Origin of the sequence: Sulfurihydrogenibium sp. (genome assembly GCF_027448985.1) — a bacterium.
In the GTDB taxonomy this organism is placed as follows: Bacteria; Aquificota; Aquificia; order Aquificales; family Hydrogenothermaceae; genus Sulfurihydrogenibium.
The window spans coordinates 1-13,084 of sequence record NZ_DAIDMN010000038.1; the positions used below are offsets into that span (position 1 = coordinate 1).

Consider the following 13,084-nt stretch of genomic DNA (forward strand, 5'->3'; position numbering starts at 1 on the left):
AACTTCTTCATTTTAGCTTTAAGTTTTGCTACTTGTCTTGGTTTGTTTTAAAATTATTTAAATTGGAAATTAGAGTTGATTTATGATTTAATATTTTTAAATTTTTAAATGTTGATGCTGGAGGTTAAAATGAAGAAGATAATGACTTTTGTTTTGGTTGTTTTAAGCTTTACTTACTCTTTTGGAGCAATGAAAGCTCCGGATTTTGAATTGAAAGATGATAGTGGTAAAGTTGTCAAGCTTTCCAATTTAAAAGATAGTATAATTGTACTTAACTTTTGGGCAACCACTTGTCATTCTTGTAAAAAAGAACTTCCAGAGTTAGAGAAACTGTATCAGCAGTACAAAGATAAGGTAAAGTTTTATGCAGTTGTAATAGACACAGATGATATTCAAAAGATAAAAAAGGTTAAAAATGAGATAGGTTTTACTTTTCCGGTTTTGATAGGAAACTATCAAGTTACTGAAAAATACAGAATAATTGGAACTCCTATAACTTATATAATAGGTAAAGATAACACCATAATAAAGATATTCATAGGACCTCAACCTATAGAGAAGTTTAAGGAAGTTATAGATAAACAGCTAAATAAAGGAGTGTAAAATGGAAAATATAACTATTTGGGCTGCTTTTTTAGGTGGAATCCTTGCATTTTTATCTCCTTGTGTTCTTCCTATCATTCCCGGTTATATAGCGTACATATCCGGAGTTTCTGCAACATCCTCTGAAACGGGTAAAAAGGTAGATTGGCAAACCGTTATTTCTGCTATCGCTTTTGTTTTAGGTTTTTCTTTGGTATTTACTTTACTTGGAGCTGCATCTACATTTGTAGGTCAATTTCTGCAAGAGTACAAGTCTATAATCTCTAAAATAGCTGCAATTGTTGTTATCCTTCTTGGTATTCATTTTACTGGTGTTTTACAATCCTCAAAAGCAAAAGTGTTTGTTTTAGTTGTAAGTGGTTTCTCCTTACTTTACTATATTTATGATATCTTGACAACAAAGGATTACTTTTCAACGGGATTTTTCATATTTCTGCTGGGTCTTTCTTTAAGTTTGTTTTACTTTTCTGGAATATACAAAATTCTTTATGAACAAAAAACTACCGAAGTTAAGAAAAAGCCTCCCGGACCAATAGGAGCTTTTTTGGTAGGTCTTGCTTTTGCACTTGGATGGACACCATGTATAGGACCTATTCTTGGAGCGATTTTATTGGTAGCTTCTCAACAGGAAACTGTAAATCAAGGAATGATTTTACTTTTTGCTTTTTCAATGGGTCTTGGAATTCCTTTTATACTAACTGCAGCTGCTATAAACCTGTTTTTTAAGTTTTTCAGTGTTGTTAGAAAGTATTTCCTTGTAATAGAAGTTATTGGGGGTATTTTACTCATCTTAATAGGAATACTACTTATGACAGGAAATTTTGAGAAAATCTCATCTATGCTTGGCTAAATGGTATAATAGTTAAATCAAAAAAATCTGAAGGTGCTTATGGAGAGATTTTCTCATAAAAAAGTTGCTTTATCCGGAATGATAGGCAACATATTAGAGTGGTACGATTTTACTCTTTACGGATATTTAGCGGTTGTTCTTTCAAAGCTGTTTTTCCCTTCTGAAAATGAGACGGTTTCACTTCTTGCATCTTTTGGAGCCTTTGCTGTTGGGTTTTTCTTCAGACCACTTGGCTCTGTTGTATTGGGTTATATTGGAGATAAGTACGGAAGAAAGCAAGCTCTTGTTGTATCGATTTTTTTGATGGCGTTTCCTACCTTTTTAATAGGACTTTTACCAACTTACCATGATATAGGAATTTTAGCTCCTGTTATTTTAGTGTTTTTAAGAATACTTCAAGGTATTTCAACAGGTGGTGAATATACAACTTCCGTATCCTTCGTTGTAGAGCATTCTCCTTCTGATAAAAGAGGTTTTTACGGAAGTATAAACCTTCTTGGGGCTGTTATAGGTATTATGTTTGGTTCTTTGATGGGAGCGTTTCTTACTTCTGTATTTGATAAATCTGATTTGGAATCTTACGGGTGGAGAATTGGTTTTTTATTTGGTATAGTTCTTGCTTTTGTAGGTGTTTATTTAAGGAAGAAGGCTGAGGAGACTCCTATATTTTTAGCGATAGAAGAGGAAAACAAAACTAAAAACCCTCTTTTGAAAACGTTTATACATCATCCAAAAGAGTTTATTCTTTCTATCATATTTAGCTCTCTTCAAGGTGTAGCTTTTTTCCTTCTTTTTGTTTACATGCCTACATTCTACCAGAAAGTGCTTAACTTAGAACCTTCAAAAGCACTGTTTATAAACAGTCTTGCAATGTTTGTTTTAGCTATTTTCATTCCAGTTATGGCTAATCTTTCTGATAAAATAGGAAGAAAACCTGTATTGCTGGTTTCTACTTTTCTTTACTGGACTTTTGGAGTTTTTTTATTTAAGTTTATTTTAACTGGTCAAATAGAAAACATAATAATAGGTCACATTATTTTTGCTATAATATCATCTGGATTTATGGCTATTTTACCTACTTTTTTGATAGAACTTTTCCCGGCAGATGTAAGGAACACAGCATTTTCTGTTGGATATAACACTGCTCTGGGAATATTTGGTGGAACTGTGCCGATAGTGGCAACTTATCTTATATCAAAAACACAAAATCCTTTAACTGTAGCTTTTTATCTTTCTATAGTTGCATTTGTAGTTTTTATAACTACTTTATTTATTAAAGAAACATACAAAAAACCACTTTATTAAAAGGAGTAAAGATGGCAAAGGTTGTTAAATTTATGGTAGATAATCAAGATGAAAATAATACACAAGAAACAAATTTAAAAGAAAATAATTTTGATGAAAAAGATTTAATAAGACAGGCATTGGAAGAACACATTCTCACAAATTTTGCTGTTAAAAATATACTTGGAATGGATTTTGTTTATAAAGTGAACAAAAACGATATTGGTGTTTTAGGTCAAGTAGCTTACGAACATAAAAGAAGACCTGGAGTATTCGTAGCAGATTATATAGCAAAAGGATATGTACAAAAAGACAAATACATAATAGATAGTCTTGCATTTGAACTTGGAGAACCGGAATTTTACAAACAGATTTTCAATATATTAAAAGCAAAAAAAGCTTTACCAGAGGTATAATAATTATCCTAATTAATTTAGAGGTGTTTTAAAATGGCTTTACCAACATTAAGAATAGGAAAGTATGAGATAGAATATCCTATAATCCAAGGTGGAATGGGTGTAGGAATATCTTGGGAAAATCTGGCAGGTACAGTAAGCAAACATGGTTGTCTTGGTGTTGTTTCTTCGGTAGGAACAGGATACAGACATCCAAACTACGTTAAACTAAAAGATGGAAGACCTGTAGGAAGTAAGTTCATCCACAATAAAGAAGCGTTGACTAAAATTATAAAAGATGCCAAAGAGATAGCTGGAGGAGAAAAAGCTGTTATTGGTGTTAACATACTCTGTGCTATTACGGATTATGATAGAGTTGTTAGAGACTCTATAGAAGCTGGAGCAAACATAATAATATCAGGTGCAGGTTTGCCACTTAGACTCCCTGAGTATGCTGCTGGTTCCGATGTTGCATTGGTTCCTATCGTTTCATCTGCGAGGGCATTGAGAGTTATATGTAAACATTGGACTAAAAAGTACAATAGGCTTCCGGATGCTGTTGTTTTAGAAGGACCACTATCTGGTGGTCATCAAGGTATACCGTATGAAGACTGTTTTAAACCGGAATACCAACTTGAAAACCTTCTTCCGGAAGTGTTAAAAGAAAGAGATATGTGGGGAGACTTTCCTGTAATAGTAGCTGGTGGTATTTGGAGTAAAGAAGATATTGAGTGGTACATATCTCAAGGTGCAGCCGGTGTCCAGATGGGAACTAGATTTGTCGGAACATACGAGTGTGATGCTTCTCCAGAGTTTAAAAAAGTTATTATAAACGCAAAAAAAGAAGATATTGTGCTTTTAAAATCACCTGTAGGATACCCTGCAAGAGGAATAGTCACAAAATTAATAAAAGATATAGAAAGAGGAACAGCTCCGGAAGTTAAATGTATCTCCAACTGTGTAGTACCTTGCAATCACGGAGAAGAAGCGAAAAAGGTAGGATACTGTATAGCAGATAGACTAGGAGATGCTTACTTAGGTAGAGTGGAAACAGGACTATTTTTCTCTGGTTCAAACGGTTATAGAATAAAAAGACTAGTCCATGTGAAAGACCTTATAAGAGAGTTAGTAGAAGGAATACCATCCGGACAAGAAGAACCTTTAGAGTTAGAAACCGTAATGAAATAACATCGGTAAAGTTGTGGAGGCACTACTTACAGGTTGGATTGTTTACCTGACAACTTTTTATATTACTAAATACAGAGAAAGACAACGATTAGAAGGTAAAGTATCTTACTTATTTTTAGCTTTTATTTTTTCTTGGGCTGATGTAATATTTTTTAACCAAGATTCAAATATATCCTTATTCCCATTTACCCTGTTATTTTTTCTACTTTACATATTTAAAATAGAAAAGAAAAAAATGTTTATCCATCTAATCTACTATACTTTTTTATTTATGATGATTTTTTATTTTCCAAAATTTAAATACCTTTTTTATCCCATGTCTTTTATTCCATTTTTTTTATTTTCCATAAATAGATACTCTAATTTTTTTTATGGATTTGTCTTTATTGAAATGATAGTTTCATCTTTCAATCCAAATTTATCGTTAGGTCTTATCTTAATATTTTTTAGCTTTATTGAAATAGTTAAATATATTGAAAAAATTGAAGAGGAGAAAGAGGTATTTAAACTTAATCTAGCTAAAACGATAGATAGCGAAATAAAAAGAGAATATGAAAAATTAGAACTAAAACTCCAAACTGCATATAAAAAATTAAAAGAATTATTTAAGTTAAACAGTTATATAGTCAAAGAAATATCTTTAGATAATATGGCAGAAAAAGTTGTAGAAGGTCTTGTAAATCTTGGATACAGTGGTTCTTTCATAATTTTAAACAACGGTGAAATTCAAAAAAAGGAAGGATTTTTTCCCAATTATAAAATTTATATTAACACACAGATATCAACAGTTTCCGTTTTTGAAGATAACAAAGTAGTTCTTATTCCTTTAATAGGTGAAAATGAAAATATGGGGATGATAGGTATATATTCCTCAACTCCTTTAACACATGAAGAGATAGAGTTTTTAATGACTTATGCCAATACAATATCAACATCTATTGCTAAAACTAATTTCCTACTAGAAAAGATAAAATTAAGGGATTTAGTACAAAAAACAATAGAGTCAATAGATATAGGAATTATTGTATTAAATCAAAAATTTGAAATTGAACTTATAAATAATTCTGCTAAAAATATGTTAAAAAAGGAAGATGAATCTGGAGATGTATTTGATACAATAAGGATATTTAAGGATTTAGAAGAAGATTTAAAGTCTATAATAAATCATCGAAAAAGTTTTGACATAAAATTAACCGTGTCAGAAAATCCAAAAAAAGTTTGGGAAATTAAAGCTTTTCCAATAGTTGGACAAAATAATAATGTAGAAAATATAGTATTGATTCTAGAAGATATAACTAAAAAAGAAGAAATGGAAAATCAAATTTTACAGTCTGAGAAGTTGGCAGTTATAGGAAGACTGGTAGCTGGAATTTCCCATGAAGTTAGAAATCCACTAGCTATTATTAATCAAAGTGCTTATTCATTAAAAAGAAAAATTTTAAAACTTTTAAAAGATAATTCTGCCGAGTATTTAGAGATAATAGGAAGAATTGAAAGAAATGTAGCAAGAGCAAACGATATAGTAGAAAGATTACTCAATTTCACTAAACCTTATTACTCAAAGGTAGAGACTGTAAATATTAAAGAAGTTATTGAAGAATCAATAAATTTAGCTTCATTACAAGCAAAAAGAAGTAATGTGAATATTTCGAAAAAGTTAAAAGATGCCTACATAAAAGGAGACAAAAACTCCTTAGTTCAACTTTTTATAAATCTGTTTATAAACGCTATAGAAGCAATAGAAGATAGTGGAAACGTTGATGTTAAAGTTTTAGTAAATAAAAAAGAGAAAAAAGTTATAATAAAAGTAAAAGATAATGGAATTGGAATACCTTCTCAGCATTTAGATAAAATTTTTGAACCATTTTTTACAACGAAAGAAAAAGGGACTGGATTAGGTCTTTCGGTTAGTTATAGAATTGTGGAAAGTCATGGTGGTAAAATATATGTAAGTAGTGAAGAAGGTAAAGGTACAGAGTTTACTATAGAATTTCCATTATACAACGAGGAAACAGATGGAAAATAGGGGATACATTCTTTTAGTTGATGATGAAGAAGACCTTTTAGTCTCTTTTAAAGAGATATTGGAAGATGAAGGTTATAAGGTTGATATATCTTCAAGTCCCAAAAAAGCTGTTGAAATGGTAAAGGATAACGACTATGACCTTATTATATCAGACCTTAAGATGCCTCAAATGACAGGCGACCAATTTTTAAAAGAAGTGAGAAAATACAACCAAGTAAGTAGTTTCATAGTGCTAACTGCTTACGGAACAGTAGAAACAGCGGTAGACTGTATGAAACACGGGGCTTTTGATTATATTTCAAAGCCTATAGATTTTAACGACAATAAAATTTGGAATATGATAAGTCAAGCGGTTGAACTAGCTAAAACGAAGAAAAATTCTCTTTATTATAAAAATTATTTAGAAGTTATTAAAAATGAATCTCCATTAAAGAGTATAATTACCGTTAATCCAGTGATGAAAGAGCTTTTAGAATACATCAAAAAAATTGCAAATTTTGATTTCACAGTACTAATATACGGAGAAAGTGGAGTTGGGAAAGAACTTTTTGCAAAAGCTATACATCAATTAAGTAATAGAAAAAACAGAATATTTCTTCCAATAAACTGTGCAACTATATCCAAAGATGTTATGGAATCTGAGTTTTTTGGTGTTAAAAAAGGTGTTTTTACTGGTGCTGATACTGATAGAGCTGGAATATTGGAGATGGCAGACGGTGGAACCGTTTTTTTAGATGAAATATCCGAACTTCCTCTTGACCTTCAAGCAAAATTTTTAAGATTTTTGCAAGAAAAAGAAGTAAGAAAGTTAGGGGATACAACATCTAAAAAAGTAGATGTGAGAGTTATAGCAGCTACCAACAAAGACCTTAAACAACTTGTCAAGGAAGGGAAATTTAGAGAAGATTTATACTTTAGATTGGAAGGAATAAAAATCCAGATTCCCCCATTAAGGGAAAGAAGAGAAGATATCCCTGTTCTGGCTTACCATTTTTTAGAAGAGTTTAATAAAAAGTACTCAACTGATATAAAAGGTTTTACACAAGAAGCTTTGCAGCTTCTTATTAATTATAACTGGAAAGGAAACGTACGCCAACTTCAAAATGTGGTTACGGAAGCATGTATAATCGCTCTTGCAAAAAAAGAGTATATAGATGTTTCTTGTCTTCCTTCTTACATCTCAGGTCAAGATAACACTAAGTCTATGATTTTTGATTATAATTTGGCAAAGAAGATAAATGACCAAAATTTTACAACAAAGTACTTAAAGAATCTATTATCCTTTACTAATGGAAACATATCTCAAGCTGCAAGACTTGCAAATATAGAAAGACAATCCTTACAAAAATTACTTAAAAAGTACGGTGTAAATCCAGAGGAATTTAGAAAATAGAATGACATCTGATTATGGGTTATTTATCCAAAAATATTTTTGAACCGGTTGTTCCTCTTTGCCCTTGATATTTTCCTTTGTATGGTTTTTCTGCTTTTTCTATCATTTGGGCAAAAACAAGCTGACAGATTCTCATTTCCGGATATATCTTTATAGGTACAGAGTTTGCATTGTAAAATTCTAATGTAATGGTTCCTTCGAATCCGGCATCTACCCATCCAGCGTTTTCTATAAACAATCCAAGTCTTCCAAGAGAAGACCTACCTTCTACAAAAGCTGTTATAAAATCCGGAAGTTTTATATACTCGATGGTGGTAGCAAGGACAAACTGTTTTGGTTTAATGACAAAACCATCTGACGTTGCTTCTTCTCTGATTAATCTGTTTGAAAAGTAAGGGTCCCTTACATCCAAAACTTCCAAATCATCTGGATAAACTAAAAAGTCATACCCAAGTCTTAAATCAACAGAAGAAGGTTGTATCTGACCTTCGTCGAGAGGGTCTATAACAAGTAGCCCTTCACTTATATACTTTCTTATGGTCTTGTCGTTTAAAATCATTGTATTATATTATAGCAAAAATTTCTAGAAAAAGAGGTGTTTAAAATTGACAATATTTTTAAATCTTAAAGAAGAGTTGAAAAGAGAGCCTTTTAAAGAGTTTTTTATATCTATTCCTTTAAAAGATTTAGACTTGCCGGAGAACTACTATCTTGAGGAAAAAAACATAGATGTTAAACTCCATCTTTTAAAAGATAAAGACGGTTATGTAATAACGATTACGTTAAACACAACTGTAAACATGAGCTGTGATAGATGTTTAACTGTGTTTCCCCAAAAGTTTGAATTTACAGAAAGTGTACTTTTTACAAAAAAACTACCAAAACATCAAGAACTTTCCGAAGAAGACCTTTATTCTGAATATTTAGAAGACGAAGAAAAATTCAATCTAAATGAGTTTGTAAGAGAAGAAATTCTTGTAAACACGCCGATGAAAGTATTGTGTAAAGAAGATTGTAAAGGTCTGTGTCCTTACTGTGGAATCAATAAAAATGAAGAATCTTGCGATTGTGAAATAAAGATGAGAGGGAAGGAATCTCCATTTGCAAAATTAGAAAAACTTCTAAAGTAATCTGATATAATATTTGTTTTAATTTTGATTAAGGAGGTTTTCAGATATGGCGGTACCAAAGAGGAAGAAATCAAAAGCTAAAACAGCTATGAGAAGGGCTCAGTGGAAGTTATCTATGCCAGGATTGTCTTTATGTCCGGAATGTGGTCAACCAAAAGCACCTCACAGAGTATGTCCCCACTGTGGATACTACAAAAACAAAGAGGTTATTGAGGTCGTTTAAGTGTATATTGCTCTTGACGCGATGGGAGGAGATTACGCTCCTCTCTGTAATATAAAAGGTGCTATTGAATTTTCCAAAGAGTACAAAATAGGTGTTTACTTAGTAGGAAATCAAGAGATTTTAAATCAGGAGATAAAAAAGCACAATCTATCTATAGAAGGTTTACCTATAGAGATAGTTCATGCTCCGGAAGTAATAGAAATGCATGAATCTCCTTCTATAGCCCTTAGAAAGAAAAGAAACTCTTCTATGCATATAGCCGGAAAACTTGTAAGAGAAGGAAAGGCTTCTGCTTTTGTTTCTGCAGGGAATACCGGTGCTGCTATGAGTATAGGAAAGTTTGTTATTGGGGCTGCCGAAGGAATAGAGAGACCTGGTATAGCTGTAGCCTTTCCAAATAAAAAAGGTGGTAGAACCGTTTTAATAGACGTGGGTGCCAACGTAGATAGCCGTCCAAGACATTTACTTTATTTTGCAGTTATGGGTCATACCTATGTAAAAGAGATACTAAAAACTTCTAACAATCCAAAAGTAGGTATATTAAGTATTGGTGAAGAAGAAGGGAAAGGTAATGAGCTTGTAAAGGATACATACCCTCTTTTAAAGATGACAAAACTTAACTTTGTAGGAAATGCAGAAGGAAGGGATATTTTTACAGGAGATTTTGATGTTATCGTATGTGATGGGTTTGTTGGGAATGTAGTTTTGAAAACAAGCGAAAGTCTTGGAATGATTATCCTTGAGATGATAAAGGAAGAGGTAGAAAAAAGTTTGGTTTCTAAAATAGGAGCTGCTTTGATGCTTCCGGCTTTAAGAAGATTTAAAAAGAAGGCTGATTTTGCTGAGTATGGTGGAGCTCCTCTTTTAGGAACCAAGGGAACATGTATAATCACACACGGTAGAGCAGATGAGAGAGCCATAAAGAATGCTTTAAAATTTGCTTCTGAGTTTGTAAACCACGACTTTAACAAAAAATTGTTGGATAATATAAACAATCTTATTCCCGAAGAGTTAAGAAAAGGAAAAGAGGAAGAATTTAGCGGAGATGTAAATGGGCAGTAAAATATCTGGATTAGGTATGTACGTTCCTGAAAGGATTTTAACCAATCATGATTTGGAAAAAATCTTAGATACCTCTGATGAATGGATAACAACAAGAACAGGAATAAAAGAAAGACATATAGCTGAAGAATGGGTTAAAGCGAGTGATTTGGCTGTAAATGCTTCAAAAGAAGCCTTAGATATGGCAGGAATTTCTCCAAAAGATATAGATGTTGTACTGGTTGCTACTTCCACACCGGATATGATATTCCCTTCCACAGCTTGCTTTTTAGCTGATAAACTTGGATGCAGGAATCCAATGGCTTTTGATTTTTCAGCTGCTTGTAGTGGGTTTATATACGGTCTTACCATAGCCGATAGTTTCTTAAAATCCGGAAAAGCCAGTAACGTTTTACTTGTTGGTAGTGAAGTTTTTTCTAAAATAATAGATTGGTCTGACAGGACTACAGCAGTATTGTTTGGAGACGGTGCAGGAGCAGTTGTTTTAACAAGCTCTAACGATGAGAGTGATATTTTATCTACTGTTATGAAATCGGAAGGTTCCCATTGGCATTTATTACACTGTCAGGTTGGAGAGAAACTAAGAATGCAAGGAAGAGAGACATTCAAGCAAGCTGTAAAGTCAATGGAGCAAGCTTGTAACAAAGCCTTATCAAAAGCCGGCTTAACAAAAGAGGATATAAAACTTGTTATTCCTCATCAGGCAAACATAAGAATAATAGATGCTTTGGCTGAAAAGTTAGAAATACCAAAAGAAAAAGTTTACGCAAACATTCACAAATATGGAAACACAAGTGCAGCCTCCATACCAATCGCTATGTATGAGGCTTACAAAGAAGGAAAGATAAACAGAGGTGATTACATTCTTTTAACCGCTTTTGGTGGCGGTTTAACCTGGGGTGCTGTAGTCCTGAAGTTTTAAAACTCTATATTTTTTTCAAAATCTTCTGGTTTTAAAGATTCAATCCATTCTTTTATGTCTTCTTCATCTATCTCTGTTTTATCGTTAGAGTTCTTTACCTGATTTAAAACTTCTTCTGATACGTAAATAGGACATCCGGACCTTAAAGCTATATTTACAGCATCACTTGGTCTTGCATCGATTTCTACTTTGTTTCCGTATGAATCTTTTAAAATGATTGATGCGTAGTAAGTGTTATCTTTCAATGTGTGAATATTTACACTATCTACCGTTGAAGATAACGACTCAATTATGTTGTTGATTAAATCGTAGGTTAAAGGTCTTGGGTATGTCATACACTCTAAATACATAGCTATAGAGTTTGCTTCAAAAACACCTATCCAAATTGTTAGGATATCGTTTGTCTCTTTTCCTTTTAACACTAATACTGGCATGTTTGAGAGAGGGTCTAATGTAATACCTTGAACATCCATTTCTACCATCATTTTAAATGCCTCCGTTTATTTTTCCTTCCAATGAAAATCTATTTACTTTTTCAATTTTTACATCTACTATCTGTCCTACGTACTCAGGAGAGCCTTCCACATGGACCAGTTTGTTTGTTCTTGTTCTTCCTGTTAATTTTCCTTCTTCGTTTATCTCTTCTATTAGGACTTCTACTGTTTTTTCTTCGTACTGTAAATTCTTTTTAAAAGTTATGTCTTTTTGTATGTTTATCAAGTCGTTTAACCACTTTGATAAGGTTTCCGGATTTTCCGTCATTGGCAGGTCTGCTGCTGGTGTACCTGGTCTTGGTGAGTATTTAAATGCAAAAACTTGGTCATACTCCACTTCTTTTATAACTTTTACTGTTTCAAGGTAGTCTTGGTATGTTTCTCCTGGAAATCCTACTATTATGTCGGTAGATAGTGCTATGTCTGGAATATACTTTTTTAAAAGTTCTATTTTGTAAAGGTACTCTTTTTGGGTGTATCCTCTGTCCATCGCTTGTAGGATTCTATCTGAACCTGCTTGAATTGGAAGATGAAGGGCTTCACAAACTTGTGGTAAATCTGCCATCACCTTTATTGTATCTTCATCTAAATCTCTTGGGTGTCCTGTTGTGAACCTTATTCTTTTTACTCCTTCTACTTGTGCGACTGCTTCCAAAAGCTCCCAGAAATTTACATCTCCTAAATCTTTACCGTATGCTGTAACGTTTTGACCTATCAAATGTATCTCTTTAACTCCATCTTCAACAAGAAACTGGATTTCTCTTAATATGTCTCCTATCCTACGGCTTCTTTCTTTTCCTCTGGTTGTAGGAACTATACAGTAGGTGCATTTTTTATCACATCCTCTTATAACTGTAACAAATGCTGTGTATTTGTTTTCTCTTACTGTTGGAAATTGGTCTAAAAGGTTTTCGTTTTCGTCTATCTCTTCAAGTATTTCAACCGCTTTGTTTCCGGATTTCGCTTCTTCTAAAAGTTTTGGTAAATGGTGTATGTTTGTTGTACCAAAAACCATGTCTATAAAAGGGGCTTTTTGTAAAATCTCGTATCCGGCTCTTTGGGCTAAACATCCACATACTCCAATAACTGCGTTTGGTTTTTCTTTCTTTATTTTTTTAAATTCTCCAAGTGCTGATAAGACCTTTTGGTCCGGTTTTTCTCTTACAGAGCAGGTGTTTACAAGTATTACATCCGCTTCTTTCCAATCTTCGGCTGGCTGGTATCCTAACGTTTTTAGTATTCCAGCCATCTTTTCTGAATCGTTAACGTTCATCTGACAGCCAAATGTTCTTATGTAGTACTTCATCTCTACCTCTTTTTAGTATTTTCCAAAAACTCTTTCGTATATGTAAGGAATATTTTTCAAAAATTCTTCAACATTAAAAATTTTGTCTATTTCTTCTTTTGTCAAGCGTGAGTTTACTTCTGGGTCTTGAAGTAATGCATCTTTAAACATGAGTCCTTCTGTGTCCCAAGCTTTCATAGCGTTTCTTTGGACTATGTCGTAAGCTTGG

14 protein-coding genes and 1 pseudogene are annotated in these 13,084 nt (G+C 32.8%); 11 read left to right on the plus strand and 4 right to left on the minus strand.

Annotation, left to right across the window (positions count from 1 at the left end; translation table 11 throughout):
- The first annotated feature begins 129 nt into the window (after window positions 1–129).
- The 7 genes from NE054_RS04535 (at window position 130) to NE054_RS04565 (ending at window position 7,739) form a co-directional block, all read left to right on the plus strand.
- On the plus strand, window positions 130–603 hold the full coding sequence (locus NE054_RS04535; protein WP_297889088.1) for a TlpA disulfide reductase family protein: 474 nt from the start codon (window positions 130–132) through the stop codon (window positions 601–603).
- 1 nt (window position 604) lies between these two features.
- A complete protein-coding gene (locus tag NE054_RS04540; RefSeq protein ID WP_297889090.1) occupies window positions 605–1,453 on the plus strand; it encodes a cytochrome c biogenesis protein CcdA in 849 nt (282 codons plus the stop codon).
- Between the two features lie 39 nt (window positions 1,454–1,492).
- Window positions 1,493–2,758: an MFS transporter gene (locus NE054_RS04545; RefSeq protein ID WP_297889092.1), complete on the plus strand. Its 1,266-nt coding sequence runs from the start codon at window positions 1,493–1,495 to the stop codon at window positions 2,756–2,758.
- Between the two features lie 11 nt (window positions 2,759–2,769).
- Window positions 2,770–3,153, plus strand: a complete 384-nt coding sequence (locus tag NE054_RS04550; protein ID WP_297889093.1) for a hypothetical protein — start codon at window positions 2,770–2,772, stop codon at window positions 3,151–3,153.
- 33 nt (window positions 3,154–3,186) lie between these two features.
- Window positions 3,187–4,320 carry a nitronate monooxygenase family protein gene (locus NE054_RS04555; protein ID WP_297889098.1) on the plus strand — a complete coding sequence of 378 codons (1,134 nt, stop codon included), beginning with the start codon at window positions 3,187–3,189 and terminating at the stop codon, window positions 4,318–4,320.
- 316 nt (window positions 4,321–4,636) lie between these two features.
- Window positions 4,637–6,346 carry an ATP-binding protein gene (locus NE054_RS04560; RefSeq protein ID WP_297889103.1) on the plus strand — a complete coding sequence of 570 codons (1,710 nt, stop codon included), beginning with the start codon at window positions 4,637–4,639 and terminating at the stop codon, window positions 6,344–6,346.
- Complete coding sequence (locus NE054_RS04565) at window positions 6,336–7,739, plus strand: sigma-54 dependent transcriptional regulator (protein WP_297889105.1); 1,404 nt, start codon at window positions 6,336–6,338, stop codon at window positions 7,737–7,739. Before NE054_RS04560 ends, NE054_RS04565 begins: the two co-directional genes overlap by 11 nt.
- A gap of 19 nt (window positions 7,740–7,758) precedes the next feature.
- Here NE054_RS04565 and dcd read toward each other — a convergent pair whose 3' ends face one another.
- Window positions 7,759–8,298 (minus strand): dCTP deaminase, encoded by a 540-nt coding sequence (gene dcd, locus NE054_RS04570; RefSeq protein ID WP_297889108.1) that lies wholly within the window; start codon window positions 8,296–8,298, stop codon window positions 7,759–7,761.
- Between the two features lie 46 nt (window positions 8,299–8,344).
- Here dcd and NE054_RS04575 point away from each other — a divergent pair, with 46 nt between their 5' ends.
- The 4 genes from NE054_RS04575 to NE054_RS04590 are packed head-to-tail and all read left to right on the plus strand — an operon-like array spanning window position 8,345 to window position 11,076.
- Entirely contained in the window at window positions 8,345–8,869 is a 525-nt protein-coding gene (locus NE054_RS04575) for a DUF177 domain-containing protein (RefSeq protein ID WP_297889111.1), read from the plus strand.
- A 46-nt stretch (window positions 8,870–8,915) separates the two neighbouring features.
- Complete coding sequence (gene rpmF, locus NE054_RS04580; RefSeq protein ID WP_012674094.1) at window positions 8,916–9,092, plus strand: 50S ribosomal protein L32; 177 nt, start codon at window positions 8,916–8,918, stop codon at window positions 9,090–9,092.
- Window positions 9,093–10,154: a phosphate acyltransferase PlsX gene (plsX, locus tag NE054_RS04585; protein ID WP_297889119.1), complete on the plus strand. Its 1,062-nt coding sequence runs from the start codon at window positions 9,093–9,095 to the stop codon at window positions 10,152–10,154.
- Window positions 10,144–11,076, plus strand: coding sequence for a beta-ketoacyl-ACP synthase III (locus NE054_RS04590; RefSeq protein ID WP_297889122.1), 933 nt, complete (start codon window positions 10,144–10,146; stop codon window positions 11,074–11,076). Before plsX ends, NE054_RS04590 begins: the two co-directional genes overlap by 11 nt.
- On the opposite strand, the gene NE054_RS04595 is transcribed toward NE054_RS04590, so the two are convergent.
- From NE054_RS04595 to NE054_RS04605, 3 genes and pseudogenes are all read right to left on the minus strand, one after another.
- Window positions 11,073–11,558: a bifunctional nuclease family protein gene (locus NE054_RS04595; protein ID WP_297889127.1), complete on the minus strand. Its 486-nt coding sequence runs from the start codon at window positions 11,556–11,558 to the stop codon at window positions 11,073–11,075. The genes NE054_RS04590 and NE054_RS04595 overlap by 4 nt on opposite strands.
- Before the next feature lie 4 nt (window positions 11,559–11,562).
- Entirely contained in the window at window positions 11,563–12,876 is a 1,314-nt protein-coding gene (gene miaB, locus NE054_RS04600) for a tRNA (N6-isopentenyl adenosine(37)-C2)-methylthiotransferase MiaB (RefSeq protein ID WP_297889125.1), read from the minus strand.
- A 12-nt stretch (window positions 12,877–12,888) separates the two neighbouring features.
- A pseudogene (locus NE054_RS04605) lies at window positions 12,889–13,084 on the minus strand (adenylosuccinate lyase); the annotation flags it as partial.

Coding starts and splice junctions, on each gene's coding strand:
- dcd (WP_297889108.1), bottom strand. CDS start 8,298: ATGATTTTAAACGACAAGACCATAAGAAAGTATATAAGTGAAGGGCTA.
- rpmF (WP_012674094.1), top strand. CDS start 8,916: ATGGCGGTACCAAAGAGGAAGAAATCAAAAGCTAAAACAGCTATGAGA.
- miaB (WP_297889125.1), bottom strand. CDS start 12,876: ATGAAGTACTACATAAGAACATTTGGCTGTCAGATGAACGTTAACGAT.
- NE054_RS04560 (WP_297889103.1), top strand. CDS start 4,637: ATGTCTTTTATTCCATTTTTTTTATTTTCCATAAATAGATACTCTAAT.
- NE054_RS04540 (WP_297889090.1), top strand. CDS start 605: ATGGAAAATATAACTATTTGGGCTGCTTTTTTAGGTGGAATCCTTGCA.
- NE054_RS04550 (WP_297889093.1), top strand. CDS start 2,770: ATGGCAAAGGTTGTTAAATTTATGGTAGATAATCAAGATGAAAATAAT.
- NE054_RS04535 (WP_297889088.1), top strand. CDS start 130: ATGAAGAAGATAATGACTTTTGTTTTGGTTGTTTTAAGCTTTACTTAC.
- NE054_RS04565 (WP_297889105.1), top strand. CDS start 6,336: ATGGAAAATAGGGGATACATTCTTTTAGTTGATGATGAAGAAGACCTT.
- NE054_RS04590 (WP_297889122.1), top strand. CDS start 10,144: ATGGGCAGTAAAATATCTGGATTAGGTATGTACGTTCCTGAAAGGATT.
- NE054_RS04545 (WP_297889092.1), top strand. CDS start 1,493: ATGGAGAGATTTTCTCATAAAAAAGTTGCTTTATCCGGAATGATAGGC.
- NE054_RS04595 (WP_297889127.1), bottom strand. CDS start 11,558: ATGGTAGAAATGGATGTTCAAGGTATTACATTAGACCCTCTCTCAAAC.
- NE054_RS04555 (WP_297889098.1), top strand. CDS start 3,187: ATGGCTTTACCAACATTAAGAATAGGAAAGTATGAGATAGAATATCCT.